We start from the raw sequence: 25,015 nt of genomic DNA, 5'->3' as shown, positions 1-25,015 counted from the left end.
TGCGCACCCTGGAGGCGCACCGCCTCGCGACCAGGCAGAACGCGAAGATCCCCACGGGATTCCGTGGGGATCTTGGTGGTGTCCGAGGGGGGACTTGAACCCCCACGCCCGATAAAGGGCACTAGCACCTCAAGCTAGCGCGTCTGCCATTCCGCCACCCGGACAAGGTGTCTGTTTCGCGGCCCTGGGCCGTTCCGACGTGGAAAACCATAGCAAACATTCGGACGTGCCCGATCACGCGCCGGTCCTTGTGAAGGGCGCACGACGGCGGACTGCCGCCTTGGGGTCCGGGCCCGCGCGCGGGAGGATGAGGAGGAACCACCAGCAGCGACAGTGGGAGGAATCAGCGTGAGCGAGTCGAACACGGCCCGTACCGTCTCGGGCGAGGACGAGGTCGTGGACCTCTGTCGTGAGCTGATCCGCATCGACACCAGCAACTACGGCGACCACTCGGGGCCGGGGGAGCGGGGCGCGGCCGAGTACGTCGCGGAGAAGCTCGCCGAGGTCGGACTCGAACCCAGGATCATCGAGTCACACAAGGGGCGCGCCTCCACGGTCGCCCGGATCGAGGGCGAAGACCCGTCGCGGCCCGCGCTCCTCATCCACGGTCACCTCGACGTCGTACCGGCGAACGCCCACGACTGGACCCACGACCCCTTCTCCGGCGAGATCGCCGACGACTGCGTCTGGGGCCGCGGCGCGGTCGACATGAAGGACATGGACGCGATGACCCTCGCGGTCGTACGGGACCGGCTGCGCAGCGGCCGCAAGCCCCCGCGCGACGTGGTGCTGGCCTTCCTCGCGGACGAGGAGGCGGGCGGCACGTACGGCGCGCGGTATCTCGTCGACAAGCACCCGGACCTCTTCGAGGGAGTCACCGAGGCCATCGGCGAGGTCGGTGGCTTCTCCTTCACCGTGAACGAGAATCTGCGGCTCTATCTCGTCGAGACGGCGCAGAAGGGCATGCACTGGATGCGCCTCACCGTCGAGGGCACCGCGGGGCACGGCTCGATGACCAACAACGACAACGCCATCACCGAGCTCTGCGAGGCAGTCGGCAGGCTCGGGCGGCACAGGTGGCCGGTCAGGATGACCAAGACCGTACGGTCCTTCCTGGACGAGCTCTCCGACGCGCTCGGCACGCCGCTCGACCCGGAGGACATGGACGCGACGCTCGCCAAGCTCGGCGGCATCGCGAAGATGATCGGCGCGACGCTGCGCAACTCCGCCGCCCCCACCATGCTGGGCGCGGGCTACAAGGTGAACGTCATCCCCGGGCAGGCGACCGCACACGTCGACGGGCGCTTCCTGCCGGGATACGAGGAGGAGTTCCTGGCCGACCTCGACCGGCTGCTCGGCCCGCGCGTCAAGCGGGAGGACGTGCACGGCGACAAGGCGCTGGAGACCAGCTTCGACGGGGACCTCGTGGACGCGATGCAGATCGCGCTCAAGGCGGAGGACCCCATCGCCCGTGCCGTTCCGTACATGCTCTCCGGCGGCACCGACGCCAAGTCCTTCGATGATCTGGGCATCCGCTGCTTCGGCTTCGCTCCGCTGAAGCTGCCTCCGGAGCTGGACTTCGCGGGAATGTTCCACGGGGTCGACGAGCGGGTGCCAGTCGACGGTCTGAAGTTCGGTGTGCGGGTGCTTGACCGATTCCTGGACGGGTGCTGAGTCGCTGCGGGTGAAATGCGCTGAAAAGAAACTCCAATAATCGTCAATGTGTGCGCACTTGACTGAAAAGAGTGAAAGGAGCCAGGGGCTCGTAGCCCACCCCTCTCCTCCTCGTTACAGGTGATGCGGTCCGCGGCTGGGATCGCATTGCCAACAAGGAGGAATAATGATCAAGAAGGTCGTCGCTGCTGCGGCTGCCACTGGCGGTCTGGTGCTCGCGGGTGCGGGCGTGGCCATGGCCGACGCGGGTGCCCAGGGTGCCGCCGTGAACTCCCCCGGCGTGCTCTCCGGAAACGTCGTGCAGGTACCCGTCCACGTGCCGGTGAACCTGTGCGGCAACGCGGTCTCCGTGATCGGGCTGCTGAACCCCACCTTCGGCAACACCTGCGTCAACGACTGACGTTGTGACTCGGCCCACCAGGGCCTGGGTTTGAACTCGGGCGGTCCCGGAGTGCGTGCCATGCACTCCGGGGCCGTCGGGCATTCCAGCCCCGGGCACGACGTCCGGGACTTCCTGAAGCGGAAAGCAGGGAACAACCTATGCGACAACTCTCTCGCAAGGGTCTGATCACCGTCGCGGCTGCGGGCGGGGTACTCGCCCTCGGCGGCGGTTATGCGCAGGCGGATGCCGGCGCGTACGGGAGCGCATCGAATTCTCCGGGCGTGGCGTCCGGGAATGCGGTCCAGGTCCCGGTTCACGTGCCCGTCAATGTGTGCGGGAACACGGTCAATGTCATCGCGCTGCTGAACCCCACGTTCGGCAACGGCTGCGCGAACGACAGCGGGTCCGACGACGCCTCGACCGGCGGAGCCCACACCGAGGGGGCGACCAGCAATTCGCCCGGCGTCGCCTCGGGCAACACCGTCCAGGTGCCGCTCGATGTCCCCGTGAACGTCTGCGGGAACACGGTCGATGCCGGAGCGGTGCTCAACCCGGCGTTCGGCAACGACTGCGGCACCGGCGGTGGCGACGATGCCAACACGCCGCCCTCCGTCCCCAACGAGCCGGGGAACCCGCAGGAGCCGACGCCCCCGGAGGAGCCGGCAACCCCCGGTGAGCCCACCACCCCGGCAGTCCCGGCTGTGCCCGTGACGCCCACCACTCCGCAGCCGGTCACTCCCGTCACTCCGGCCGTGCCGAACGCCCCCGGCACGCGGAACGTCGACCAGGGCGAGACCCCCGGCCAGCTCGCGCAGACCGGATCCAGCGCGCTCGGCCTGCTGGCCCCGGCGGGTGCGGGTCTGCTGCTGGCGGGAACGGTGCTCTACCGTCGCGCCCGCGCCTCCGCGTAACCACGCGGTTGCCGTGAGGTAGAGCGGTACGAAGCTGTACGAAGGTGCATGAAACGGAGCGGGTCCCGCGGTCGCGAGGCCCGCTCCGCTGCACTCACTCGCTCACCAGGTGGCGCGCACCTGACGGATGATGCGCCGGCGCAGCCGCACCCTGCGGCTGCCGTCCCGATGCAGACTCAGTCGGTCCAACTCCCAGTGTCCGTACTCGGCGTGGTCGGTCAGCAGACGGGTCGCTTCCTTGCGGGAGACCCCGCGCGGCACGTACACGTCGACAAATTCGTATTCCGGCATCGCATCTATTGTGCGGGCAGAGCCCCAGTACGGATAGCGTCTGCACTATGTCTGATGCTGCGCAGCCCACCGCTGCCGAGGTACGTGCCGCCGCCGAGGCGGTCAAAGCCGCACTGGACCGTCACCTCGCGGCGGTCGAGAACCGCTCGGGTGAGGACGACCCGGCCGTTTACGACGCGTTCAACATCCTTGCCGCGGCGGCGGAGGCGTACGACGAACGCCTCTACGACCGCTATGACGAGGTGACGCCGTTCGAGATCCCGGGCGCGGACGACTCGCTTCCGCCGTACGCGGGCCCCGAGGAGCCGAACGCGCTCAGCGTGCTGATCCGCCGGGACTACGCGGTGGTCGAGCCACAGCGGCTGCTCGCACAGGCACAGCGCATCGCCGATCTGGACCCCGAGGAGGACCGCTCGGAGGATGCGCCGTTGGTCGGCACGAGCGTGCACGCGGCGCTCGGCGTGCTCTTCGGGGAGTACGAACCGGATGAAATCGCCTCCCGGCACAAGGAGTTCGGCCTGGAGGAGGGCGACTCCACGCTGTGGGTGTCGGCCTCGGACGATCTTCCGGAGCCGGGGGAGTGGCTGAGTACGCCCTTCGACCAGGCGGACCCGCAGCGGGTCGTGTGCCGCTTCGACGTCAGCTCGGTCTTCGACGAGGACGAGCTGGGCGAGGGGATGGACGATCTCGACGAGTCGGAGTCCTGACCGCGGCCGGTCGGCTTGATTTCCAGCCGGGCCCCCGTCGCATCCCAGCGGCGGGGGCCTCGTGCCTTTCTGCCTGCGGTTCGGCGCCGGATGCGCCTACGGACTCGGTTCCGGGGCGAGCAGACCTTCGAGCAGCGGCCGCAGCCGGGTCGTACGGTCCTGGGACGGGATCTCCGCCACCGCACGCGGCAGCGCCTGGTCCACGCCGTGCACCACCGACAGATGACGCTCGCCACGGCTGAACGCGGTGTAGACCCACGGCCGGCTCAGCCCCTGCGCCGCGTCGCCCGGCAGCACAACCACCGCCGCGGGCCAGCGCATCCCGGCTGCCTGGTGCGCGGTGAGTGCCCAGCCGTGGCGCACGCCCGACTCGACCCGCTCCTTCGGTACGACGACGGGCGTGCCCTGGCAGTCCAGGTGCAGGCCGTCCGCGTCCGCCGAGACGACGGTGCCGGGAAGCGTCCGGCCGAGCGCCGGGGCGTAGGCCACTCGGTCGCCCGGGTCGAAGCCGCCGAACCGGCCGGGACCGGGGTTCAGCCGTTCTTTGAGGGCCGCGTTGAGCGCGCGGGTGCCCGCGGAGCCGCCGTGCCCGACGGTGATGACCTGGGTCTGCTCGGTCGGCACCCCGATGGCCCGGGGCACCGAGTCGGCGACGAGCTGGACCGTACGGTGGACCGCCTCGCCCGCGTCGCGCACCGGGACGATGACGACCTCCTTGCCGGGCGCCTCCACCTGGTTCAGCTCGCCGATCCCGATGCCCGAGACCAGCTCCCCGATCGGGCCAGGATCCGGCGTGCGCGAGGCGATCTGCGGGCACACCCCGGCCGCCAGCACATCGGCGAACACCCGGCCCGCGCCCGCCGACCACAGCACACCGGGATCGCCGCTCAGCACCAGACGGCTCCCGTCCGGCATCGACTCCACCAGCATCGCGGCGGTCTCCACATCGAGCTGCGGCGCGTCCAGCACCACCAGGAGGTCGAGTGCGAAGGCCCCGTCCGCGTCCCTGCCCGGTCCCTGAGAACCCGAGATCAGCCCGTCGAACGTGACCGCGTCACTGCCGAGCCGCCTGGTGCCGTTCTCGCTGTGGACCGCGATCACCGCGCGCAGCCCCAGCTCCGCGGCGGCCTCGGCCAGTGCCACCGGTTCGGCGCGCGCCGCCTCGCCTCCGGTGTGTACGACCAGACCGCTCACCGCGACCGCGCGGATCAGCTCGGTCGCCTCCGCCGCCTCCCATCGGGCGTCGGTGCCGGTCTTCGCCAGCCGCGCAAGCCCGTCCGCGAGGCTTTCCTCGGCGAGTGCGTAACGGTCGAGGCCCAACAGCACCGGCACGGCGGGCTGTTCGGACTCCGACTCCTCCCCGGCCTGCTCGATCTCCTCGACGCCGTCCTGGAAGACCAGTACCGCGCCCTCCGCGATGGCCTGCTGCAAGGCCTCGTCCGGATCCGGCACCGACCGCTCGGCCAGCGCGGCGCGCACGGCCGACGACTCGAGAGCGGTGTGACCCTGGAGCGCCGCGCGCTCCAACTGCCAGCCGACCAGGGCGGTCGTGCGGCGCTCGTCCCCCGGGCCGCACTCGGCGCCGAGCAGCGCCCGGGCGAAACCGTCGGCCTGCTCCGGCCGCACCCCGGGCACCGAGAGCAGCCGCCAGGGATCCTCGCGCAGGATCTCCGCGGCCTGCTCCCCGAGCGCCTGCGCGACCTGCCCCGCCAGCGCCTCGGGCGCACCGCCCTCGACGAGGACGGACCGCACGCCGTCGACGGTCTCCGGCGCGGTCGCCCGGGGTGCCCCGGCGGGCTCGGGAACCCGGGGCCGCACCGGCTCGGCCGCCGCGGGGGCGGGTCGCCTCGGCGCGGGTGCCGGGGAGTCGAAGAAAGCGGTGCCCGACTTCTCGCCGCTCTCCACCGCCCGTACGGCAGCGAGCAGATCGGCGGCCGTCCCGCTGAGCTTGGTGCCGGCCTCGATGGGCGCCGCCTTCTCGGCCTTGCGCTGCTCGATCCTGGCCCTCAACTCCCGCTGCGCGGCAAGCTCGGCCTCGGCCTCGGACAGCTCGGCGGCCTTCCCGGCGTCACCGGCGGCGGTGTCCGCCGTGCCTTCCTCGGGCGAGGCGGCCTCAGCGGTCTCGTCGGCGGCGGAGTCCGGGGCCTCGATGGCGTCCGCGGCCCCAGTGGCTTCAGCAGCCTCAGTGGCGTCCGCGGCCTCGGGCGCGTCCGGCTCGGTCACAGCGTGCTCCAGTCCTGGTCGGGATATCGGTGCACGGGCGCCGACACGTCGTCGAGCGCCTGGCAGATCTCGTCAGGAAGACTAAGCGCCTCCACTGACAACGCGGCCGTGAGCTGCTGCGCATTGCGCGCGCCGACGATCGGCGCCACCACTCCCGGCCGGTCCCGCACCCATGCCAGCGCCACCTGGAGCGTCGTCGCCGCAAGCCCGTCCGCCGCCGTCGCCACCGCGTCCACGATGCTGCTCGCCGCCTCGTCGAGATACGGCTCCACGAACGGCGCCAACTGCTCTGAGGCGCCCCGCGAGTCCGCCGGAGTGGCATGCCGGTACTTCCCCGTCAGTACCCCGCGGCCGAGCGGCGACGACGGCAGCAGACCGACCCCCAGGTCCAGCGCCGCGGGCAGCACCTCCCGCTCGACGCCCCGCTGCAGCAGGGAGTACTCCATCTGCGTACTCGCAAGTCGCGTGCGCACCCCGGGCGACGCAAGCTGCCAGGTCGCCGCCTTCGCCAGCTGCCAGCCACAGAAGTTCGACACGCCCGCATAGCGCGCACGCCCGCTGCTCACCGCGATGTCCAGCGCCTGGAGTGTCTCCTCCAGCGGGGTTTCCGGATCGAAGGCGTGGACCTGCCACAGATCCACATAGTCCGTACCGAGGCGCTCCAACGAGGCGTCCAGAGCGGCGAGGAGATGCCCGCGCGAGCCGTCGAAGCGCCGGTCCGGGTCCGGCACGCTGCCCGCCTTGGTCGCGATGACCAGATCGCGCCTCGGCACGAGCCGCTCGACGAGCTGCCCCAGCAGATACTCGGCATCCCCGCCGCCGTACACATCGGCCGTGTCGACCAGCGTGCCGCCCGCCTCCCAGAACGCCTTCAACTGGTCGGCAGCGTCATGCTCGTCGGTGTCACGCCCCCATGTCAGGGTGCCGAGCCCGATCCGGGACACGCGCAGGCCGGTACGGCCGAGATGCCTCTGCTCCATGGGCGCGAGATTACTGGCCATCGGCCCACCCTGAGAGAGCCTGTGGACAACGTCCCTCTGCCGGATCGCCCGAACCCGCGCTAGAGTCCCCGGAACAGGGACGTTACTGATCAGTAAGAGGGAGCGGTTATGCGGCTCGGCATCAACCTCGGCTACTGGGGCGCGGGGATGGACAGCGACAATCTCGCCGTCGCCAAGGAGGCCGACCAGCTCGGCTACGACGTCTGCTGGGCCGCCGAGGCATACGGCTCCGACGCCCCCACCGTGCTCACCTGGGTCGCCGCGCAGACCGAGCGCATCGACGTCGGCTCGGCCATCATGCAGATCCCGGCCCGCCAGCCCGCCATGACCGCGATGACCGCGGCCACCCTCGACTCCCTCTCCGGCGGCCGTTTCCGCCTGGGACTCGGCGTCTCGGGTCCGCAGGTCTCCGAGGGCTGGTACGGCATCAAGTTCGACAAGCCGCTCTCCCGCACCCGTGAGTACGTCGAGATCGTGCGCAGGGCGATGTCCCGCGAGCGCCTGTCGTACGAGGGCGAGCACTGGACGCTTCCGCTGCCGGACGGACCGGGCAAGCCGATCAAGCTCACCGTGCACCCGCAGCGCGAGCACATCCCGCTCTACATCGCCGCGATCGGTCCCAAGAACCTGGAGCAGACCGGCGAGATCGCGGACGGCGCGCTGCTGATCTTCCCGTCCGCAGAGCACCTCGAGGACACCGCGATCAAGTACCTCCGGGCGGGCCGCGAGAAGGCCGGGCTGACGATGGAGGGCTTCGACGTCTGCCCGACGCTGCCGCTTGCGGTCGGCGACGACGTGGGCGGTCTGGCCGACATGTTCCGTCCGTACACCGCGCTGTACGTCGGCGGCATGGGCAGCCGCAAGCAGAACTTCTACAACCAGCTTGCGCAGCGCATGGGTTACGAGAAGGAGGCGGCCGAGATCCAGGACAAGTACCTGTCCGGCGACAAGGCGGGCGCGGCCACGGCGGTCCCGCACCAGCTGATCGACCAGACGACGCTGCTGGGCCCGGTGGAGCGGATCGCCGAGCGGATGCAGGCGTACGCGGCGGCCGGGGTCACGACGCTGACGCTCGCGCCGGCCGGCTTCACGCTCGACGAGCGCCTGACCGCCCTGCGGGCGGGTACGGAAGCGCTGGAGCGCGCGGGCCTGGCGTAACCCGGTCGGCCCCCTGGGGCCGGGCAAGCCGGGCAGTGCGATTGTCGCCGTCGAGAAGTCCGCGGCCGTGGTGGGGGCTCGGGGGGTCTTCCCCGCCACGGCCGTCATGCAGCACAACGCCCGAGGGGCCTTCAGGGTTACTCCCCGGAGCCCCCTTCGTGTCGCGTACCGCCGTCGTCCGTTCGGCGGAGTTGTACGACTTACCTGTTGCCTCGCCTCCCGTACCGCATTTGACTCTTTATTTGCGGACATCTTCTTGGAGGTGCAGTGATGCTTTCGGCCCGAAGTCTTTTCCAGGAAATCGTCGACAGCGACGACGCATTCCAGCTCTTCTGCTCGATAGCCGCCAGCGGCGAGACGCAGGGCGGCTGGGAGAACGGCCGTATCGCCGCCCTCGTACCCGAAAGCATGCGTGCCCTCGCACCCAAGATCGCCCGGCACGGCGCCGACGAGGACAAGCACGGCAGACTCTTCAACGCCCTGCTCAAGAAGCGGAATCTTCAGCCGGTGCCCGTCCCGCCCGAGACCGACTACACGATGCTGCTCGAGCAGCGGGGCATCGGTCTCACCCACGAGAAGCTGCGCCGCGACCAGCCGCTGACCGAGGAGGACATCGTCGTCTACCTCTCGCACAGCCGGGTGACCGAACAGCGGGCGGCCGACCAGATGGACATGCTGGTGAAGTACTTCGGCAACCACCCCGAGCTGGGCAAGGCCATCACCATGATCTGCAACGACGAGGACAACCATCTGGCGTACTGCCACGAGGAGTTGCTGCGTCTGGCCGCCGCGGGCCACGGCCGCACCATCCAGCGGGTCCTGCGTGAGAGCGCCCTCGCCGAGATCCAGGTCTACCGCGATGTCAGCCTCGCCGTGATGGACCACATGGGCCGCGTGCTGCACTGGCCCAGGGCCAAGTCCGCCGCGCTGAGCGTGGGCATCCAGGCGATGTACGGCTACGAACGCTTCGGCGGCTGGCACCGGATGGTCAGCCTGCGGATGCCGGAGCGCGTGGGCGCGCTCGACGGTCCGCCGACCGTCGCCCCCGCCTTCTGATCCTGCGCGACTACAGCCAGCCCCGCCGCTTGAACAGCCGGAACAGGCCGTACACCGCACCGGCCATCAGCACCACTACCAACGGATACGCCCACACCCACCGCAGCTCGGGCATGTGGTCGAAGTTCATGCCGTAGATCCCCGCGACCATCGTGGGGACCGCGACCATGGCCGCCCACGCCGAGATCTTGCGCATGTCGTCGTTCTGCCGCACGCCCATCTGCGCGAGATGGGCGGACAGGACGTCCGACAGAAGCCGGTCCAGCCCCTCCACCTGCTCGTTCGCCCGCGTCAGATGGTCGTTGACGTCCCGGAAGAACGGCTGCGAGTGCTGGTGGACGAACGGCACGCCCGCGCTCGCGAGACGAGCCATCGGAGCCGCCAGCGGCCCGGCGGCCCGGCGGAACTCCAGCACTTGCCGCTTGAAGGTGTAGATCCGCACCGCGCTGTTGCGCGCACCGCCGCCGACCGGCGCGAAGACCTCGGTCTCCAATTCCTCCAGGTCCACCTGGAGCTCGCCGACGACATCGATGTAGTGGTCGACGATCGCGTCGCTGATCGCGTACAGCACCGCCGTCGGGCCGTGCTTGAGGACCTCCGGCTCGGCCTCCAGACGCAGCCGTACGGCATGCAACGGCGAGCTCTCGCCGTGCCGCACGGTCACCACGAACGAGTCACCGATGAAGACCATCAGCTCGTCCGTCGTGACGGCGCCGCTCTCCGGCGCGTACACCACCGGCTTGAGGACCACGAACAGCGAATCGTCGTACACCTCGAGCTTGGGCCGCTGATGGGCGTCGAGTGCGTCCTCCACCGCCAGCGGATGAAGCCCGAACTCCGCCGAGACATGGTCGAACTCCTTCTCCGTCGGCTCGTACAGGCCGATCCAGAGGAAGGCGTCGCCCGTGGCCCGCGCCTCGGCCAGGGCATCGGAGAAGTCGGCGGGGCCCGGCGTTCGGCGCCCCGCGCGATAGATGGCGCAGTCCACGATCACGAAGGCATTCTTCCCCGCACACGGCCCAGGCGCACCCCTTGGCGCAGGTCGGCCTAGGCTGACGGGCATGGCCACGCTGATCCTCGTACGCCACGGACGCTCCACCGCCAACACCGCGGGGGTGCTCGCCGGCTGGACCCCCGGTGTCTTCCTCGACCAGCGCGGCGCCGCGCAGGCCGCCGAGCTGCCCGGACGCCTCGCCGACGTGCCGCTCGCCGCGGCCGTCAGCAGCCCGCTGGAGCGCTGCGTGCAGACGCTGCGGCCCCTCCTCGACGCCCGGCCCGGACTGGAGCTGCAGACCGACGAGCGGATCGGCGAGTGCCACTACGGCGACTGGTCCGGCCGCAAGCTCGCCGAGCTCGCCGACGAGCCGCTGATGGAAGTCGTGCAGCAGCACCCGTCGGCGGCGGAGTTTCCCGGCGGTGAGTCGATGCGGGCGATGCAGGCGCGGGCCGTCGACGCCGTACGCGACTGGAACGCGCGCGTGGAGGCCGCGCACGGCGAGGACGCGGTGTATGTGATGTGCTCGCACGGCGACCTCATCAAGTCCCTGGTGGCGGACGCGCTCGGCATGCATCTCGACCTGTTCCAGCGGATTCATGTGGAGCCGTGTTCCGTCTCCGCGATCCGGTACACACGCACCCGCCCGTTTCTCCTGCGCCTCGGTGACACCGGGGACTTCGGCTCGCTGGTGCCGCGCGGGAACGGCGGTGGCGGGGCCGGAGTCGTCGGGGGCGGCGCGGGCGCCCCGTGATCGCTCCGCGCAGTAGGGTGGACGGGCCGAAAACCCGTATGCCCGCTCGATAACCTTCATGCCCGCTCGACAACCTTCCGCACTCGTCCCGAGGGAGACAGAACGTGTCCCGTCAGGTGTTCCTCTACGACCCGCCGGACCGGTTCGTGGCCGGTACGGTCGGGCTGCCTGGACGCCGTACGTTCTTCCTGCAGGCTTCGGCCGCAGGGCGCGTCACCAGCGTGGCCCTGGAGAAGACCCAGGTGGCCGCGCTCGCCGAGCGGATCGACGAGTTGCTGGACGAGGTGGTACGCCGCACCGGGGGCAATGCGCCGGTGCCGGCCGTGGCGCCCGCCGACGTCTCGGACACGGCGCCGCTGGACGCTCCGGTCGAGGAGGAGTTCCGGGTCGGCACGATGGCGCTCGCCTGGGACGGCGAGGAACAGCGCATGATCGTCGAGGCGCAGGCGCTCGTCGAGCTGGACGCGGACTCCGAGGAGGACCTCGCCGAGGCCGAGGAGCGGCTGCTCCAGGACGAGGAGAACGGCCCGCCGATGCTGCGCGTCCGGCTGAGCGGTGCGCAGGCCAGGGCCTTCGCCAAACGCGCGCTGGACGTGGTCAACGCCGGCCGGCCGCCGTGCCCGCTGTGCAGCCTGCCGCTCGATCCGGAAGGACACGTATGCCCGCGCCAGAACGGATACCGCCGCGGAGTCTGACGGCACTCGATCTCCTCACCAAGGGGGAGCTCAAGGTGCGCGGACAGGTCCGCGAGGCGTCCAACGCGGTGCTGTACTGCTCCGTCTCGTACGAGGGCGAAGAGGCCCACTGCGTGTACAAACCGGTCGCCGGGGAGCGGCCGCTGTGGGACTTCCCGGACGGGACGCTCGCACAGCGCGAGGTCGCGGCGTACGAGGTCTCCGAGGCGACGGGGTGGGGCCTGGTCCCGCCGACGGTCCTGCGGGACGGGCCGTACGGCCAGGGCATGGTCCAGCTCTGGATCGAGGCCGACCCCGAACAGTCCCTCCTCGCCCTGGTCGAGGACGAGGAGCCGGGCGAGGGCTGGAAGGCGGTCGGCTTCGCGGAGGTCGGCGAGGGGCGTACGGCGCTGCTCGTCCACGCGGACGACGTACGGCTGCGGCGGCTGGCCGTGCTGGACGCGGTGATCAACAACGGCGACCGCAAGGGCGGGCATCTGCTGCCGACGGCGGACGGTCATCTGTACGCGATCGACCACGGGGTCACGTTCAACGTGGACGACAAGCTGCGGACGCTGCTGTGGGGGTGGGCGGGGGATCCACTCCCGGCGGACGCACTGTCGGGGCTGGCGTCCCTGTCGGACTCCCTGTCGGCGGACGGGCCGCTGGCCACCCGTCTGGCGCAACTGCTGACGGCGGCGGAGGTGGAGGCGCTGAGGGGGCGGGTGGAGGCGCTGAGGGGGGCGGGGAGGCATCCGGTGCCGTCGGGGGAGTGGCCGGCGATTCCGTGGCCGCCGGTGTGAGGCGGGGTTTGTTCCCCCACCCCACCCCATCCCGAAACTGGGGCAGGCCCCCAGTCCCCACCGGGGCGGAGGGGAACGTGGGGGCTGACGCCCCCACACCCCAGGCGCCAGCTTCGCGGCGCGCCGCGCCCGCCACCCGCGCCGCGCCGGCTGCGCGGCGCAGGCCTGGGTCCCCGAGAGGGAGGTGCAACGTTGGGGCTGGCGCCCCACACCCCCCGAGCGCCGGCTTCGCGGCGCAAGCCGGGCATCCGCTTCCCGCGGCGCGAGCGAGGCACCCGCGTCTCCGCGGTGCGGGTGACCGAGCAGGTCACCCCGCAAGGGGGCCGCGGAGCGGGTGGAGTCGGGACGTAGAGCGTGATTTGTGGCGCGGGGACGCCCGCGCCCCTCGGTACGGCTGAGACGCGCCGTAAATCATGCAGTCCCGGCTGCACCCCGGAGCGGACCCCGAACGGCGAGCCCACGGCACCGGGCAACCCCGGCGCGGGTGCTCGACGGTCACCGACAGCGCACCGGGCAACCCCTACCCGACTCCGGGTCGTATGTGGAAGCGCCGTCCGGTTAGGCTCGTGTCATGCATGCCTGGCCCGCTTCTGAGGTCCCCGCCCTGCCTGGCAAGGGCCGCGACCTCCGGATCCACGACACCGCGACCGGTGGTCCTGTGACCCTCGACCCCGGTCCCGTCGCCCGTATCTACGTCTGCGGCATCACTCCGTACGACGCGACCCACATCGGTCACGCGGCGACCTACAACGCGTTCGACCTCGTTCAGCGCGTGTGGCTCGACAACAAGCGGCAGGTTCAGTACGTCCAGAACGTGACGGACGTCGACGACCCGCTCCTTGAGCGCGCCATCCGTGACGGGCACGACTGGACCGAGCTGGCCGAGCGCGAGACCGCGCTCTTCCGCGAGGACATGACCGCCCTGCGGATGCTTCCGCCCCAGCACTACATCGGCGCCGTCGAGGCCATACCCGGCATCGTGCCGCTCGTCGAGCGTCTTCGGGACGCCGGCGCCGCGTACGAGCTCGAAGGCGACGTGTACTTCTCGGTCGAGTCGGACCCGCATTTCGGTGAGGTGTCCCACTACGACGCCGAGGCCATGAAGGCGCTGTCCGCCGAGCGCGGTGGCGACCCCGAGCGCCCCGGCAAGAAGAACCCGCTCGACCCGATGCTCTGGATGGCCGCCCGCGAGGGCGAGCCGAGTTGGGACGGCGGCAGCCTCGGCCGCGGGCGGCCCGGCTGGCACATCGAGTGCGTGGCCATCGCCCTCGACCACCTCGGCATGGGCTTCGACGTGCAGGGCGGCGGATCCGATCTCGCCTTCCCGCACCACGAGATGGGCGCGTCGCACGCCCAGGCGCTCACCGGCGAGTACCCCTTCGCCAAGTCGTACGTCCACGCGGGCATGGTCGCCCTGAACGGCGAGAAGATGTCGAAGTCCAAGGGCAACCTGGTCTTCGTCTCCAAGCTGCGCCGCGACGGCGTGGACCCCGCCGCGATACGACTCGCGCTCCTCTCGCACCACTACCGGGCCGACTGGGAGTGGACCGACGACGTGCTCCGGGACGCCGTGGAGCGGCTCGGCCGCTGGCGTGCGGCCGTGTCCCGGCCCGACGGGCCGTCCGCCGACGCGCTCGTCGAGGAGATCCGCGACGCCCTCGCGAACGACCTCGACGCTCCCGCCGCGCTCGCCGCCGTCGACCGCTGGGCCGCGCTCCAGCAGTCCGAAGGCGGTACGGACGAGGGCGCGCCCGGCCTCGTCTCGCGCGCCGTCGACGCCCTGCTGGGCGTCGCCCTGTAGACCCGCTCCGGCCGCTCCCGGGCTTCGATAAGTCCAGGAGCGGCCGGACACAAGTCCATGGTCATGTACGCGGCAACGCGTTACACACAGCGCCATGAGATCCCCAAAACGCTTCAGATCAGCGGTCGTTGCCGCGCTCCTCGGTCTGTTCGCCGCCCTTGTGCCGCAGGTCACGGGCGCACAGGCCGAACCGGCCGACACGACGGTCGGTGACGTCACCGGGTTCGCTCACGACGGAGCCGTCTTCCGGCTGACCGCCGGCCGCGCCACCGCCCGCGTCAGTTTCGTCTCCGCCGAGACCTTCCGTATCGAACTCGCCCCGGACGGCGCCTTCACCGACCCCACGGGCACGGACATCGTCCTGCCCCAGGGCGCCCCGCCCGCGACGACCTGGCAGGACAGAGGCGACCGGTACGAACTCAGCACCTCCAAGGTCACACTGCGCGCGTACAAGTCGCCGCTCCGCTTCGCCCTGCACCGGGCCGACGGCACCCGGCTCTGGGCAGAGACCAAGGGCCTGACCTGGAACCAGGACAGGACCACCCAGACCCTGGCCCGCGGCGCAGACGAGCAGTACTACGGCGCCGGAATGCAGAACGGCCGTGGCAACACCTCGCACCGCGGCAAGACCGTCGAGGTCGGCGTCGACTACAACTGGAACGACGGAGGGCATCCCAACTCCGTGCCGTTCTACCTCTCTTCGGCCGGTTACGGCGTCTACCGCAACACGTACGCGCCCAATACGTACGCCTTCGACGACCCGGTGACGGCCACCGCCAAGGAACAGCGCTTCGACGCCTACTACTTCGCAGGACCGAGCGCCAAGGACGTCATCGGCCAGTACACGAGGCTGACCGGCAAGCCCTTCATGCCGCCCGTCTACGGCCTCGAAATCGGCGACGCCGACTGCTACTTGCACAACGCCAACCGTGGCGAGCGCCACACCCTCGACGCCCTCAAGGTCGCCGACGGCTACGTCCAGAACGACATGCCCAACGGCTGGATGCTCGTCAACGACGGCTACGGGTGCGGCTACGAGAACCTTGCGGAGACCGGCCAGGGCCTCAGGGACCGCAAGATGCAGATGGGCCTGTGGACAGAGGACGGCATCGGCAAGCTCGCCGAGCAGGTCAAGGCGGGCCAGCGCGTCGCCAAACTCGATGTCGCCTGGGTCGGCGAGGGCTACAAGTTCGCGCTCGACGGCTGCAAGGACGCGCACAAGGGGATCGAGGACAACAGCGACGCCCGCGGCTTCACCTGGGCGCCGGAGAGCTGGTCGGGAGCGCAGCGCTGCGGAGTGCAGTGGTCCGGCGACCAGTCGGGCAGCTGGGAGTACATCCGCTGGCAGATCCCGACCTACGCGGGCGCGAGCATGTCCGGTCTCGCGTACACCACGGGCGACGTGGACGGGATCTTCGGCGGCAGCCCCAAGACGTACACCCGCGATCTGCAGTGGAAGATGTTCCTGCCGGTCACGATGACCATGGACGGCTGGGCGGCCCACGACAAGCAGCCCTTCCGGTACGGCGAGCCGTACACCACTGTCAACCGCGGCTATCTCAAGCTGCACGAGTCCCTGCTCCCGTACATCTACTCCTACGCGCACGAGGCGACGAGCACGGGTGTGGGACTGGCCAGGCCGCTCGCCCTGGAGTACCCGGACGACCCCAAGGCGGCCACCGACGCGGCCAAGTACGAGTTCCTGAGCGGTGAGGACTTCCTGGTCGCGCCCGTCTACCAGGACGCCGTCAAACGGGACGGGATCTATCTGCCCAAGGGCACCTGGATCGACTACTGGAGCGGACGGACCTACGAAGGGCCCGTCACTGTCGACGGCTACAGCGCGCCGCTCGACACACTGCCGCTCTTCGTGAAGGCCGGGGCGGCCGTCCCGATGTGGCCGGGCATCCGCTCGTACGCGGACCGCACCGCCGATTCCCCGCTCGCCTGGGACATCTACCCGCAGGGGCGCTCGTCGTTCACGATGTACGAGGACGACGGCGTCACGCGCGAGCACCGGGCGGGGAAGTACGCCACCCAGCGCGCCGACGTGGCCGCGCCGAGCAGCGGAGCCGGCGATGTGACCGTCCGGATCGGCGGGAGCCAGGGGCAGTTCACGGGCAAGCAGGCCACACGCCCGTACCGCTTCAGCGTGCATACCGGCGACGCGCCGAGCAGGGTCGCACTCGACGGCCGGGCGCTGCCGAGGCTCAGCTCGAAGGCGGCGTACGAGAAGGCCGCGCAGGGCTGGTGGTACGACCAGGACGACCGCGGCGGAGTGGTGAACGTCAAGACGCCGTCCCTGCGCACCGACCGGAGCTTCGGTCTTGAGCTGAAGGACACCAGCGCCGTCGGCGGCGCGGTGGCCACAGCCGCCGCTGCCGTCGCCGTCCCGGCCGGCCAGGAGCTCGGCGCGGGCGTCGCGGGCACGGTCGCCGTCGACGTCACGGCGGGCACCCGGGACGCCACCGCGGTCCAGGTCTCGCTGAACGCCCCGGCGGGCTGGCAGGTGAGCCCGGCCCAGGCCGTGGACCGTATCCCGGCAGGGACCACCAGGCGCGTCGAGGTGGCCGTCACTCCGGCCAAGGACGCCACGCCCGGCGAGGCGACGCTGACCGCGCTCGCACGGCATCGGGCGGCGGGCGTCGACCGCACGTCACTTCAGCGGTTCGCGGTCGGGGTGATGCCGCAGCCGCCGGTCGCGGACGCATGGGCGAGCGATCTTCACTGGCTCACCGCGGCCAACGGCTACGGTCCCGCCGAACGCGACCGCAGCAACGGCGAGTCGGGCGCGGCCGACGGGCACGTGCTGACCCTGGCGGGCACGACGTACGAGAAGGGAATCGGCGCCCACGCCGACTCCGACATCGAGGTCTATCTCGGGGGGCGCTGCACCGCGCTGACCGCCGATGTCGGCATCGACGACGAGATCAACGGCTATGGGGAGGTGGCCTTCTCGGTCGAGGCGGACGGCAAGGTGCTGTGGACCTCGCCCAAGGTGACAGGCGCGTCGGCGACCGTACCGGTCGATGTGCCGCTCGTCGGGGCGCGGCATGTACGGCTGAAGGTCACCGACACCAACGGCTCGAAGGCGGGCGACCACGGCGACTGGGCGGCGGCCCGCTTCAGCTGCGCATAGGTACGTGGCCGGAGCATGATCGGGCGCCGGGTGGTCCCTTGCCCACCCGGCGCCCTCTGTGCGGGAGTTGGCGCTACTGCTTGTTCACGATGACGGCCTGGATGATGTCGTTCGTCGACTCGTAGATCCCGATGACCTGCTGCCCGAAGGCGAAGGCCTCCTGGACCTGGTCATGCGTCACCGCGTTGGGGTTGACCAGACGGCGCCAGCCGTTGTTGATGAACAGGTAGAGGATGGACGGCTGGCCGGGCAGCGGTGTCACGACGTCCCAGAACTTCGTCGCGATGCCGCTCGTGATGGCCTGGCTGTCGACCGCGCCCGGCAGCACCAGCGGCTGCTGCTGGTGTTGCTGCCCGGCCAGCTGCTGGAGCAGGTGCTGGTAGGGCTGCTGCTGGCTGAGCTGCTGCATCTCCTGCGCGAGCGGAATGTGGCTCTGCTGGCTCTGGTGGCCCATCTGGGGCGGTGCCGTGCTCGCGCCCTGCTGCGCGTACTGCTGCTGTCCGTACTGCTGGCTCATGGTGCTGGGGTTCATCTGCGGGGTGGTGCTCATGCGATGTTCACCTTCCCTTTCGATTTCCTCCGGCGATTGCTCCGGCGGTTTCATCCGCGGTTCATCCAGCGACGACCAGGCCCACGACCTCGTCGTCCGAGTACCAGACGCGAACGTCCGGCCGTCCCCCCGCGAAGGCGGCATGGACCGCCTGGCGGATGTCGGGGGCGGGGTGGTTGAGGTTGCGCCACGCGCCGGCCACGAACAGCCTCATGCGCGGCGGAAGTTCACGGGGATACGGCATCAGCTCGTCCCAGTACCGCTCCGCCCGGCCCGAGCCGACCGAGGCAGGGATCAGGTGGGTGACGGCGGACTTGATGTCGGGGCGGTTGCCGATCCGCTGCGAGGCGGGCCGTCCCGGGGCGTCCTGCTGCGGAGAACCGGTCCTGCGCAGGACCTCGCGCGCCTGCTCGGGCTTCATCGCAGCGAGCTGCGCCGCCCTGAGGATGCCCTGCAGGCAGGCCAGCGCGCCGACCACGACCGGCGAGGCGGACGAGGTGCCCGAGAAGGTGTCGGTGTACCAGGCGATCTCCTCGGCGCCGCCCTGGAGATCACCCGCCCGGTCCCAGAAACCGCCGGTCGTGGTGACCTCGCGGCCCCAGCCCTGGGCGTCGATACGCGCCCCGTAGTTGGAGAACGCCAGCCGCGAGCGGTCGGGACCGTGGTCGCGGCCGTGCGTCCCGGGCGGGGGAGCGCCCGCTCCGACGAGGATCGCCCCGGACGACTGGTTCGACGGGTTGAAGGGGTTGCGCCACCACTCGGGGAACTCGTCGGGCCTGCGCTCGTACAGCGCGTCGTCCAGGCTCTCGGCGCCGTTGCCCGCCGCCTCGACGACCAGGACACCCTTCTCGCTCGCCCAGCGGATCGCCGCGCAGTCGTCCGGCCACCACTCCAGCGCGATGTAGCCGCGCTGGTCGTCGCGCTCCTCGAAGTCGAACCTCGGTCCCGGCCGGTGGAGTTCGATGAGCAGGATGTCGCCGGGGGAGAGCCTTTCGGCCGCCGCGTGAATGGCCGCGGCCGAGCCGGTGCCCTGAAACGAGGCGGCCGCGGTCACCGCCTCCGGCGCGATCCCGGTGATGCCCTTCTCGTCGCGGTCGCCGCCGATGACGCCCAGGACCGCCGTGCCGTGGTTGCGCCAGGCGACATCCTGGACCGGATTGCCGACGACGATGCCCGCGAGCCTGTCCGCCAGGTCCTCGTGGCCCAGCTGCCAGGCGCCCTCGACATCGACGACGGTGACGCCCTGTCCCGAGCCGCCGGGACGCTGCCAGGACCAGTACGCGTCCACTCCTTCGGGCGCGGGCCGCAAGTAGCCCTGGCGGCCGGTGTAGTCGGGGGTCGCGGGCGCGCCCTCCTTGAGCCGCTTGGCCTCTTCCGTCAGGGCGGCCGGCGCAGGTGGGCCCTGTGGTGCCGTCCGCGCGGGAACGGCGCCGGGTTTGGCGTATGCCGTCTCGATCTCGGGGAGGGCCGCCAGCCGGGCGGTCAGCTCCAGGGCCCGGTCGCCCCCGCCCCGTACGCGATAGAAGAGCGAGAGGTCCGGCATCACGCCCCGTCCGGCCGGCCCGGCGGGCGGCGAGGGCAGGGCGGACCGGGTCCGCTCCTCATTGCCGAACAGCGGCTCCAGGGCGAGCTGTTCGTCGCTGAGGAACATGTTGAGGGCGGAGATGTCCGCCCCGGAGGCCGACCGTACGCGATCCGTGCCGGCGCGCAGCCGGGCCTCGGCCCGTGCGACGACGATCAGCTCCGGCTCGGCTCCTTGATAGGTGAATCCAGCTCCGTCGGGTCCAGGGCCCGTCGTTCCGGGGCCCTGACCTGGGAGTGCCTGATCGGTCATCGCGGTGACCGCTCCCTTCGGGTGCGTGCTCCGTGTCTGTGCCGGGTGGGTGCTCCGTGGCTGTGCTCCGTGGTGCCGGTGGCCACCCTGCTACCGACACCGCGGTACGTCCACCCCGCTGAACGAAATACGTTTGAATTCAAGCTGGTTGGGCAGCCCGTGCATTTCGGCTTGAAGGCGATGTCACGCCGCAATTCGGCCAAACACTGCAGAGTCGCATGGTGTGTGCTGAGGTGAGAGCGTCTGTGGAACGTGTGTCGGAAGGACGCTCAATGAACGGTCCCTTAGCACGTCGAAGAGTTCTCGGGACGGTCGCAGCCCTCGGCGGCGCGGCTCTGCTCGCCCCTCTGGAAGGGGTGGCCCGCGCGGCCGAATCCACCGGGGCGCGATGGCCCGCGCAATTCCCGTTGCCGACTGGCTTTCAGCCCGAGGGCATCACCATCGGAAAGAGTCCCTGTGCCTATTTCGGATCGATAGCGAACGGCGGCATCTACCGAGCGAGCCTGGCCACGGGCCGTGGACGCGTCATCAGCCAGGGCGGCGGCGCCGCTCACCCCGTGATCGGACTGAAAATCGACCGTCGGGAGCGCCTGCTGTTCCTCAGCGGCGGCCCGAGCCGGGAGATCCGGGTCGCCGATGTCCGCTCGGGGGAGCTGCTGAAGTCCTTTGCCGTCGGCTCGGATTCCACCTTCGTCAACGACGTGATCCTCACGCCGGGCGCCGCCTGGTTCACGGATTCGTTCGCACCGCAGATCTACCGGCTCCCACTGGACCGGCACGGCGATCCCGGTGACACGGTGACCACCGTCCCGCTGACCGGCGACTGGCAGCAGGGCCCGAGCTTCACGGCCAACGGCATCGAGCGCGCACCGGACGGCAGCGCACTGCTGGTGGTCAACGCCTTTGCCGGCGGCGGCGGTCTGATGCGCGTCGACCCGCGTACAGGAGCCGCCCGCAGGGTCGACATCGGCGACACCAAACTCCCCAACGGGGACGGCCTGTTGCTGCTCGGCCGCACGCTCTATGTCGTACAGCAGCAGCAGAACGCCATCGACGTGCTGCGGCTCAACGAGTCCGGCACCCGAGGCAGGGCGATCGCGCGCATCACCGATCCGCGCTTCAAGATCCCCACCACGGCTGCCGCCTGGGGCGACCGGATCTATCTGCCCAACGCCCGCTTCGATGTGGAGCCCACACCCGACACGACGTACGACGCCGTAGCGGTGGATCAGGTCTGAGCCGTACGGAGCTCTACGTGAGCGGGGCGGCACCGGTGAGGTGCCGCCCCGCTTCTCATGTCCGTGCCCCGGTGCCGTACTCAGTCCTCCGACGAGTCGTCCTCGTCGCCGGTATCGCCGTCCGCGTCGGCCTCGGGCTCCGCCCGGGGCGGCATCGGCGGACGGGTGCGCCCGCTGGAGGTGTCGCGCAGATACGAACCGCCCTCGCCGCCGTCGGTCGCATGCCCCGGACCGCCGTCGCGCCGCCGCAGATACCGTTCGAATTCGCGGGCGATCGCCTCGCCCGTGGCCTCCGGAAGCTCCGCGGTGTCCCGAGCCTCCTCCAGCGTCTGGACGTACTCCGCCACTTCGCTGTCCTCGGCGGCCAGTTGGTCCACGCCGAGCTGCCACGCCCGGGCGTCCTCGGCCAGTTCGCCCAGCGGGATCCGCAGACCGATCAGGTCCTCCAGACGGTTGAGCAGCGCCAGCGTCGCCTTGGGATTGGGCGGCTGCGACACATAGTGCGGCACCGCGGCCCACAGGCTCACCGCCGGAACACCCGCGTGGGTGCAGGCCTCCTGGAGAATGCCGACGATCCCGGTCGGACCCTCGTATCTGGTCTCCTCCAGATCCATGGTCCTGGCCAGGTCCGGGTCCGAGGTGATCCCGCTGACCGGCACCGGCCGCGTGTGCGGGGTGTCGCCGAGCAGCGCGCCCAGAATCACCACCATCTCGACGCCCAGCTCATGGGCGAAGCCCAGAATCTCGTTGCAGAACGAGCGCCAGCGCATGGACGGCTCGATACCGCGCACGAGCACCAGGTCGCGCGGCTTGTCGCCGCCGATGCGGACCACGGAGAGCCGGGTGGTGGGCCAGGTGATCTTCCGTACCCCGCCGTCCAGCCACACGGTGGGACGGTTGACCTGGAAGTCGTAGTAGTCCTCGGCGTCGAGCGCCGCGAACACCTCGCCCTTCCACTCCCGGTCCAGGTGTGCGACCGCGGTGGAGGCGGCGTCGCCGGCGTCGTTCCAGCCCTCGAACGCGGCCACCATGACCGGGTCGATCAGCTCGGGTACCCCCTCGAGCTCGATCACCCAGTGCCTCCCTTCCGAAGTTCCCTTGTCTACGCCCCAACCTTACGGCTTACCGGGTGCCCGGCCGCAGCCCCCGTGCACGCCAGGGTGAACTTCCGCTCTGTCGGGCATACGTCGGAGAAGCCCCGTACTCACCCCTCGATTCATCCGAGCTGTGCACGAGAATTCGGCCCCGGCCCTGGACGATGGCCCGTGAGCGGCGCCATACATCGGATGACCGGCAAAGGTCCGATGTTCTACCCGCGGGGTGCGCCGCATGTCCTCAAACGCCGGACGGGCCGCACATTCCAGCCTCGCCGGCGTCTGAGGCGCGGGGTCTGGGGCGGAGCCCCAGTTCGGGAAGGGGCGGGGTGGGGAACGAGCCCGCCGCAGGCGCTACAGCGAGGACCTCAGCCAGTGCTCCACGTTCGCGATATGCACCGTCGCCCACGACCTCGCCGCCTCCCCGTCCCGCTCCCGCAGCGCCGACACAATCGCCCGGTGCTCGTGCAGCGTGCGGCCGACCGCGTCCTCCTGGGTCAGGCCGCGCCACACGCGGGCGCGGGTGGTCGGACCTGAGAGACCGTCCAACAGGGAGCAGAGCACCGAATTGCCCGACGACTGAACGATGGCGCGGTGGAATTCGAGGTCGGCGGCGACCAGCTCCTCCACCGAGGGCTGCGGCCCCAGCGCGTCCAACTGCGCGCTCAGTACGTCCAGTTCGCTCTCGCTGATCCGCGTCGCGGCCATCGCCGTGGCGGCGGGCTCCAGGATGCGGCGTACGGCCAGGAACTCCAGCACCGTGTCGTCCCGGTGGAAGTCCACGACGAAGCTCAGCGCCTCGAGCAGCAACTGCGGGTCCAGGCTGGTGACATACGTGCCGTCGCCCTGCCGCACATCGAGGATGCGGATCAGAGACAGCGCGCGCACCGCCTCGCGCAGTGAGTTGCGGGACAGGCCCAGCTCGGCGGCGAGTTCGCTCTCCTTGGGGAGGCGGTCGCCGGGGCGCAGCGCACCCGAGACGATCATTGCCTTGATCTTCTCGATGGCCTCGTCGGTTACGGCCATGGGCGACCTCCATACATCCGATGTATCGGGCCCCATTATGCGTCCCCCAGTGGGCATGCGTAAGGGGCGGCCGCTCTTGCGACCGCCCCTTACCGACCTGCGCTACTTGCCGAGCAGATCCTCGACCTTGCTCCGGATCTCGTCCGTCGCGAGACCCCGGATCGTCAGCGTCGTACGACGGCGCAGCACATCGTCGGCCGTCTCGGCCCACTCGTGGTCACGCGCGTACACGACCTGCGCCCAGATCTCGGGAGCGTCCGGGTGGATGCGCTCGGCCAGCGCCGGGTCGTCGTTGGCGAGCCGGGCGATGTCGAACGAGAGCGAACCGTAGTGCGTGGCGAGGTGGCGCGCGGTGTCCGCGGCCATCCGCGGGCCCGGCGTGCCGCCGTCGACCAGCAGCCGGTGCGCCACCGCGTTCGGGTTGGCGATACCGGGCAGCGGGACCTTCTTCGGCAGCCGCGAGATCGGCTCCATGTCGTCGGCCAGCGGCTGCCCGGGCAGGGCGGCCAGCTTGTTCATCACGGTGCGGCCGATGTGGCGGAAGGTCGTCCACTTGCCGCCGGCCACCGACAGCATGCCGCCGCGGCCCTCCGTGACAACCGTCTCGCGCTTTGCCTTCGAGGTGTTGCCGGGACCGCCGGGCAGCACCCGCAGACCCGCGAAGGAGTACGTGATCAGATCGCGGGACAGCTGCTGGTCGCGGATGGAGAACGCGGCCTCGTCCAGGATCTGCGTGACGTCCTTGTCGTTGACCGCGACGTCCGCCGGATCGCCCTCGTACTCCTCGTCCGTCGTGCCGAGCAGCAGCATGTCCTCCCAGGGGAGGGCGAAGGTGATGCGGTACTTGTCTATCGGGGTCGCGAGCGCGGCCTTCCAGGGCGAGGTGCGCTTGAGCACCAGGTGCGCGCCCTTGGACAGCCGGATGGACGGGGCCGCGTTCGGGTCCTCCATCGTGCGCAGGTGATCGACCCAGGGCCCGGTGGCGTTGAGTACGAGACGCGCGCTGACGCCGAACTCGGTGCCGTCCATACGGTCCTTGAGCTCCGCGCCGGTGACCCGGCCCCTGGTGAAGCGCAGGCCGGTGACCTCGGCGTGGTTGAGGACGGTGGCGCCGGAGGCGACGGCCGCGCGGACGGTCATCAGCGCCATCCGGGAGTCGTTCATCTGGTCGTCGCCGTACACGGCAACGGCCTTCAGGTTCTCCGTACGCAGCTCGGGAACGTCGCGCTGCGCCTTGGACGCGCTGATGACATGGCCGACGCCGTCACCGAACGCGGAGAGCGCGGAGTAGGCGAAGACGCCTGCACCGAGCTTCGCCGCGCCGTGCGGTCCGCCCTTGTAGACCGGCAGATAGAAGGTGAGCGGGTTCGCCAGGTGGGGAGCCACCTGGCGGGAGACCGCGCGCCGTTCGAAGTGGTTCTCCGCGACCAGCTTCACCGCGCCGGTCTGCAGATAGCGCAGACCGCCGTGGAGGAGCTTGGAGGAGGCGGAGGAGGTGGCGCCGGCGAAGTCGCCGGCGTCCACCAGAGCCACCCGCAGCCCGGACTGCGCCGCATGCCAGGCGGTGGAGATGCCCAGGATGCCGCCGCCGATCACCAGGAGGTCGTATGTCGCCTTGGAAAGGTGCTCCCGAGTCTCGGCGCGGCTCGGAAGGGAGCCGGCCGGGTGCGTCCCCAGGGCAGGGACGCATCGCAGGGTGGTCATC

At 70.5% G+C, this 25,015-nt stretch carries 21 protein-coding genes and 1 tRNA gene; 12 read left to right on the top strand and 10 right to left on the bottom strand.

The window, feature by feature from the left end:
* Window positions 1-76 precede the first annotated feature (76 nt).
* A tRNA-Leu gene (locus tag OG741_RS08635) sits at window positions 77-164 on the bottom strand.
* A gap of 184 nt (window positions 165-348) precedes the next feature.
* On the opposite strand from OG741_RS08635, the gene OG741_RS08630 reads away from it, so the two are divergent.
* The 3 genes from OG741_RS08630 to OG741_RS08620 all read left to right on the top strand — a co-directional run bounded on the left by OG741_RS08630 (window position 349) and on the right by OG741_RS08620 (window position 2,967).
* On the top strand, window positions 349-1,674 hold the full coding sequence (locus OG741_RS08630) for a M20/M25/M40 family metallo-hydrolase (RefSeq protein ID WP_328679725.1): 1,326 nt from the start codon (window positions 349-351) through the stop codon (window positions 1,672-1,674).
* A 166-nt stretch (window positions 1,675-1,840) separates the two neighbouring features.
* The gene (gene chpH, locus OG741_RS08625; protein ID WP_405596220.1) at window positions 1,841-2,074 is read left to right on the top strand and encodes a chaplin ChpH; all 234 of its coding nucleotides are present in this window, start codon (window positions 1,841-1,843) and stop codon (window positions 2,072-2,074) included.
* 140 nt (window positions 2,075-2,214) lie between these two features.
* Window positions 2,215-2,967, top strand: a complete 753-nt coding sequence (locus OG741_RS08620) for a chaplin family protein (RefSeq protein WP_405596219.1) — start codon at window positions 2,215-2,217, stop codon at window positions 2,965-2,967.
* A gap of 102 nt (window positions 2,968-3,069) precedes the next feature.
* Here the strand turns inward: OG741_RS08620 and OG741_RS08615 are convergent, their stop codons facing one another.
* A complete protein-coding gene (locus OG741_RS08615; RefSeq protein ID WP_005319466.1) occupies window positions 3,070-3,258 on the bottom strand; it encodes a DUF5703 family protein in 189 nt (62 codons plus the stop codon).
* Window positions 3,259-3,305: 47 nt separating this feature from the next.
* Here OG741_RS08615 and OG741_RS08610 point away from each other — a divergent pair, with 47 nt between their 5' ends.
* Window positions 3,306-3,965 (top strand): hypothetical protein, encoded by a 660-nt coding sequence (locus OG741_RS08610; RefSeq protein WP_405596218.1) that lies wholly within the window; start codon window positions 3,306-3,308, stop codon window positions 3,963-3,965.
* A 96-nt stretch (window positions 3,966-4,061) separates the two neighbouring features.
* Here OG741_RS08610 and OG741_RS08605 read toward each other — a convergent pair whose 3' ends face one another.
* Both OG741_RS08605 and OG741_RS08600 read right to left on the bottom strand, forming a co-directional pair.
* Window positions 4,062-6,188: a helix-hairpin-helix domain-containing protein gene (locus tag OG741_RS08605; RefSeq protein ID WP_405596217.1), complete on the bottom strand. Its 2,127-nt coding sequence runs from the start codon at window positions 6,186-6,188 to the stop codon at window positions 4,062-4,064.
* A complete protein-coding gene (locus OG741_RS08600; protein WP_361917217.1) occupies window positions 6,185-7,168 on the bottom strand; it encodes an aldo/keto reductase in 984 nt (327 codons plus the stop codon). Before OG741_RS08600 ends, OG741_RS08605 begins: the two co-directional genes overlap by 4 nt.
* A 129-nt stretch (window positions 7,169-7,297) precedes the next feature.
* Between OG741_RS08600 and OG741_RS08595 the strand changes: the two genes are divergently transcribed.
* The gene (locus tag OG741_RS08595; RefSeq protein WP_266478225.1) at window positions 7,298-8,347 is read left to right on the top strand and encodes an LLM class F420-dependent oxidoreductase; all 1,050 of its coding nucleotides are present in this window, start codon (window positions 7,298-7,300) and stop codon (window positions 8,345-8,347) included.
* A 270-nt stretch (window positions 8,348-8,617) separates the two neighbouring features.
* On the top strand, window positions 8,618-9,403 hold the full coding sequence (locus tag OG741_RS08590; protein WP_405596216.1) for a ferritin-like domain-containing protein: 786 nt from the start codon (window positions 8,618-8,620) through the stop codon (window positions 9,401-9,403).
* A gap of 10 nt (window positions 9,404-9,413) precedes the next feature.
* Here the strand turns inward: OG741_RS08590 and corA are convergent, their stop codons facing one another.
* Window positions 9,414-10,397 (bottom strand): magnesium/cobalt transporter CorA, encoded by a 984-nt coding sequence (gene corA / locus OG741_RS08585; RefSeq protein ID WP_405596215.1) that lies wholly within the window; start codon window positions 10,395-10,397, stop codon window positions 9,414-9,416.
* 67 nt (window positions 10,398-10,464) lie between these two features.
* Between corA and OG741_RS08580 the strand changes: the two genes are divergently transcribed.
* The 5 genes from OG741_RS08580 (at window position 10,465) to OG741_RS08560 (ending at window position 17,568) form a co-directional block, all read left to right on the top strand.
* Window positions 10,465-11,151: a histidine phosphatase family protein gene (locus OG741_RS08580; RefSeq protein ID WP_405596214.1), complete on the top strand. Its 687-nt coding sequence runs from the start codon at window positions 10,465-10,467 to the stop codon at window positions 11,149-11,151.
* A gap of 104 nt (window positions 11,152-11,255) precedes the next feature.
* A complete protein-coding gene (locus OG741_RS08575; RefSeq protein ID WP_266478233.1) occupies window positions 11,256-11,846 on the top strand; it encodes a DUF3090 domain-containing protein in 591 nt (196 codons plus the stop codon).
* Window positions 11,810-12,628: an SCO1664 family protein gene (locus OG741_RS08570; RefSeq protein ID WP_405596213.1), complete on the top strand. Its 819-nt coding sequence runs from the start codon at window positions 11,810-11,812 to the stop codon at window positions 12,626-12,628. Before OG741_RS08575 ends, OG741_RS08570 begins: the two co-directional genes overlap by 37 nt.
* A gap of 571 nt (window positions 12,629-13,199) precedes the next feature.
* Entirely contained in the window at window positions 13,200-14,429 is a 1,230-nt protein-coding gene (gene mshC / locus OG741_RS08565) for a cysteine--1-D-myo-inosityl 2-amino-2-deoxy-alpha-D-glucopyranoside ligase (protein ID WP_405596212.1), read from the top strand.
* Window positions 14,430-14,523: 94 nt separating this feature from the next.
* Window positions 14,524-17,568 (top strand): NPCBM/NEW2 domain-containing protein, encoded by a 3,045-nt coding sequence (locus tag OG741_RS08560; RefSeq protein WP_405596211.1) that lies wholly within the window; start codon window positions 14,524-14,526, stop codon window positions 17,566-17,568.
* Between the two features lie 73 nt (window positions 17,569-17,641).
* Here the strand turns inward: OG741_RS08560 and OG741_RS08555 are convergent, their stop codons facing one another.
* A complete protein-coding gene (locus OG741_RS08555; RefSeq protein ID WP_405596210.1) occupies window positions 17,642-18,118 on the bottom strand; it encodes a hypothetical protein in 477 nt (158 codons plus the stop codon).
* 61 nt (window positions 18,119-18,179) lie between these two features.
* Window positions 18,180-19,952: a S8 family peptidase gene (locus tag OG741_RS08550; protein WP_405596209.1), complete on the bottom strand. Its 1,773-nt coding sequence runs from the start codon at window positions 19,950-19,952 to the stop codon at window positions 18,180-18,182.
* Window positions 19,953-20,224: 272 nt separating this feature from the next.
* Between OG741_RS08550 and OG741_RS08545 the strand changes: the two genes are divergently transcribed.
* Window positions 20,225-21,190, top strand: a complete 966-nt coding sequence (locus tag OG741_RS08545) for an SMP-30/gluconolactonase/LRE family protein (RefSeq protein ID WP_405596208.1) — start codon at window positions 20,225-20,227, stop codon at window positions 21,188-21,190.
* 80 nt (window positions 21,191-21,270) lie between these two features.
* On the opposite strand, the gene OG741_RS08540 is transcribed toward OG741_RS08545, so the two are convergent.
* The 3 genes from OG741_RS08540 to OG741_RS08530 all read right to left on the bottom strand — a co-directional run bounded on the left by OG741_RS08540 (window position 21,271) and on the right by OG741_RS08530 (window position 25,014).
* Window positions 21,271-22,263 carry a PAC2 family protein gene (locus tag OG741_RS08540; protein WP_324972115.1) on the bottom strand — a complete coding sequence of 331 codons (993 nt, stop codon included), beginning with the start codon at window positions 22,261-22,263 and terminating at the stop codon, window positions 21,271-21,273.
* A gap of 375 nt (window positions 22,264-22,638) precedes the next feature.
* A complete protein-coding gene (locus OG741_RS08535) occupies window positions 22,639-23,310 on the bottom strand; it encodes a FadR/GntR family transcriptional regulator (RefSeq protein ID WP_405596207.1) in 672 nt (223 codons plus the stop codon).
* 102 nt (window positions 23,311-23,412) lie between these two features.
* Window positions 23,413-25,014 carry an FAD-dependent oxidoreductase gene (locus OG741_RS08530; protein ID WP_405596206.1) on the bottom strand — a complete coding sequence of 534 codons (1,602 nt, stop codon included), beginning with the start codon at window positions 25,012-25,014 and terminating at the stop codon, window positions 23,413-23,415.
* Window position 25,015: the final 1 nt, after the last annotated feature.

The organism is Streptomyces sp. NBC_01410 (assembly GCF_045040195.1).
Taxonomy (GTDB): domain Bacteria; phylum Actinomycetota; class Actinomycetes; order Streptomycetales; family Streptomycetaceae; genus Streptomyces.
Note: the sequence above shows the minus strand (reverse complement) of the source record. Positions and strands in the feature narration are given on the sequence as shown.

Excerpts from the sequence above, each read along its gene's own strand:
- chpH (WP_405596220.1), top strand. The coding sequence starts at position 1,841 with ATGATCAAGAAGGTCGTCGCTGCTGCGGCTGCCACTGGCGGTCTGGTG.
- OG741_RS08620 (WP_405596219.1), top strand. The coding sequence starts at position 2,215 with ATGCGACAACTCTCTCGCAAGGGTCTGATCACCGTCGCGGCTGCGGGC.
- OG741_RS08615 (WP_005319466.1), bottom strand. The coding sequence starts at position 3,258 with ATGCCGGAATACGAATTTGTCGACGTGTACGTGCCGCGCGGGGTCTCC.
- OG741_RS08610 (WP_405596218.1), top strand. The coding sequence starts at position 3,306 with ATGTCTGATGCTGCGCAGCCCACCGCTGCCGAGGTACGTGCCGCCGCC.
- OG741_RS08600 (WP_361917217.1), bottom strand. The coding sequence starts at position 7,168 with ATGGAGCAGAGGCATCTCGGCCGTACCGGCCTGCGCGTGTCCCGGATC.
- OG741_RS08595 (WP_266478225.1), top strand. The coding sequence starts at position 7,298 with ATGCGGCTCGGCATCAACCTCGGCTACTGGGGCGCGGGGATGGACAGC.
- OG741_RS08590 (WP_405596216.1), top strand. The coding sequence starts at position 8,618 with ATGCTTTCGGCCCGAAGTCTTTTCCAGGAAATCGTCGACAGCGACGAC.
- OG741_RS08580 (WP_405596214.1), top strand. The coding sequence starts at position 10,465 with ATGGCCACGCTGATCCTCGTACGCCACGGACGCTCCACCGCCAACACC.
- OG741_RS08570 (WP_405596213.1), top strand. The coding sequence starts at position 11,810 with ATGCCCGCGCCAGAACGGATACCGCCGCGGAGTCTGACGGCACTCGAT.
- mshC (WP_405596212.1), top strand. The coding sequence starts at position 13,200 with ATGCATGCCTGGCCCGCTTCTGAGGTCCCCGCCCTGCCTGGCAAGGGC.
- OG741_RS08560 (WP_405596211.1), top strand. The coding sequence starts at position 14,524 with ATGAGATCCCCAAAACGCTTCAGATCAGCGGTCGTTGCCGCGCTCCTC.
- OG741_RS08555 (WP_405596210.1), bottom strand. The coding sequence starts at position 18,118 with ATGAGCACCACCCCGCAGATGAACCCCAGCACCATGAGCCAGCAGTAC.
- OG741_RS08550 (WP_405596209.1), bottom strand. The coding sequence starts at position 19,952 with ATGACCGATCAGGCACTCCCAGGTCAGGGCCCCGGAACGACGGGCCCT.
- OG741_RS08545 (WP_405596208.1), top strand. The coding sequence starts at position 20,225 with ATGAACGGTCCCTTAGCACGTCGAAGAGTTCTCGGGACGGTCGCAGCC.
- OG741_RS08535 (WP_405596207.1), bottom strand. The coding sequence starts at position 23,310 with ATGGCCGTAACCGACGAGGCCATCGAGAAGATCAAGGCAATGATCGTC.
- OG741_RS08530 (WP_405596206.1), bottom strand. The coding sequence starts at position 25,014 with ATGACCACCCTGCGATGCGTCCCTGCCCTGGGGACGCACCCGGCCGGC.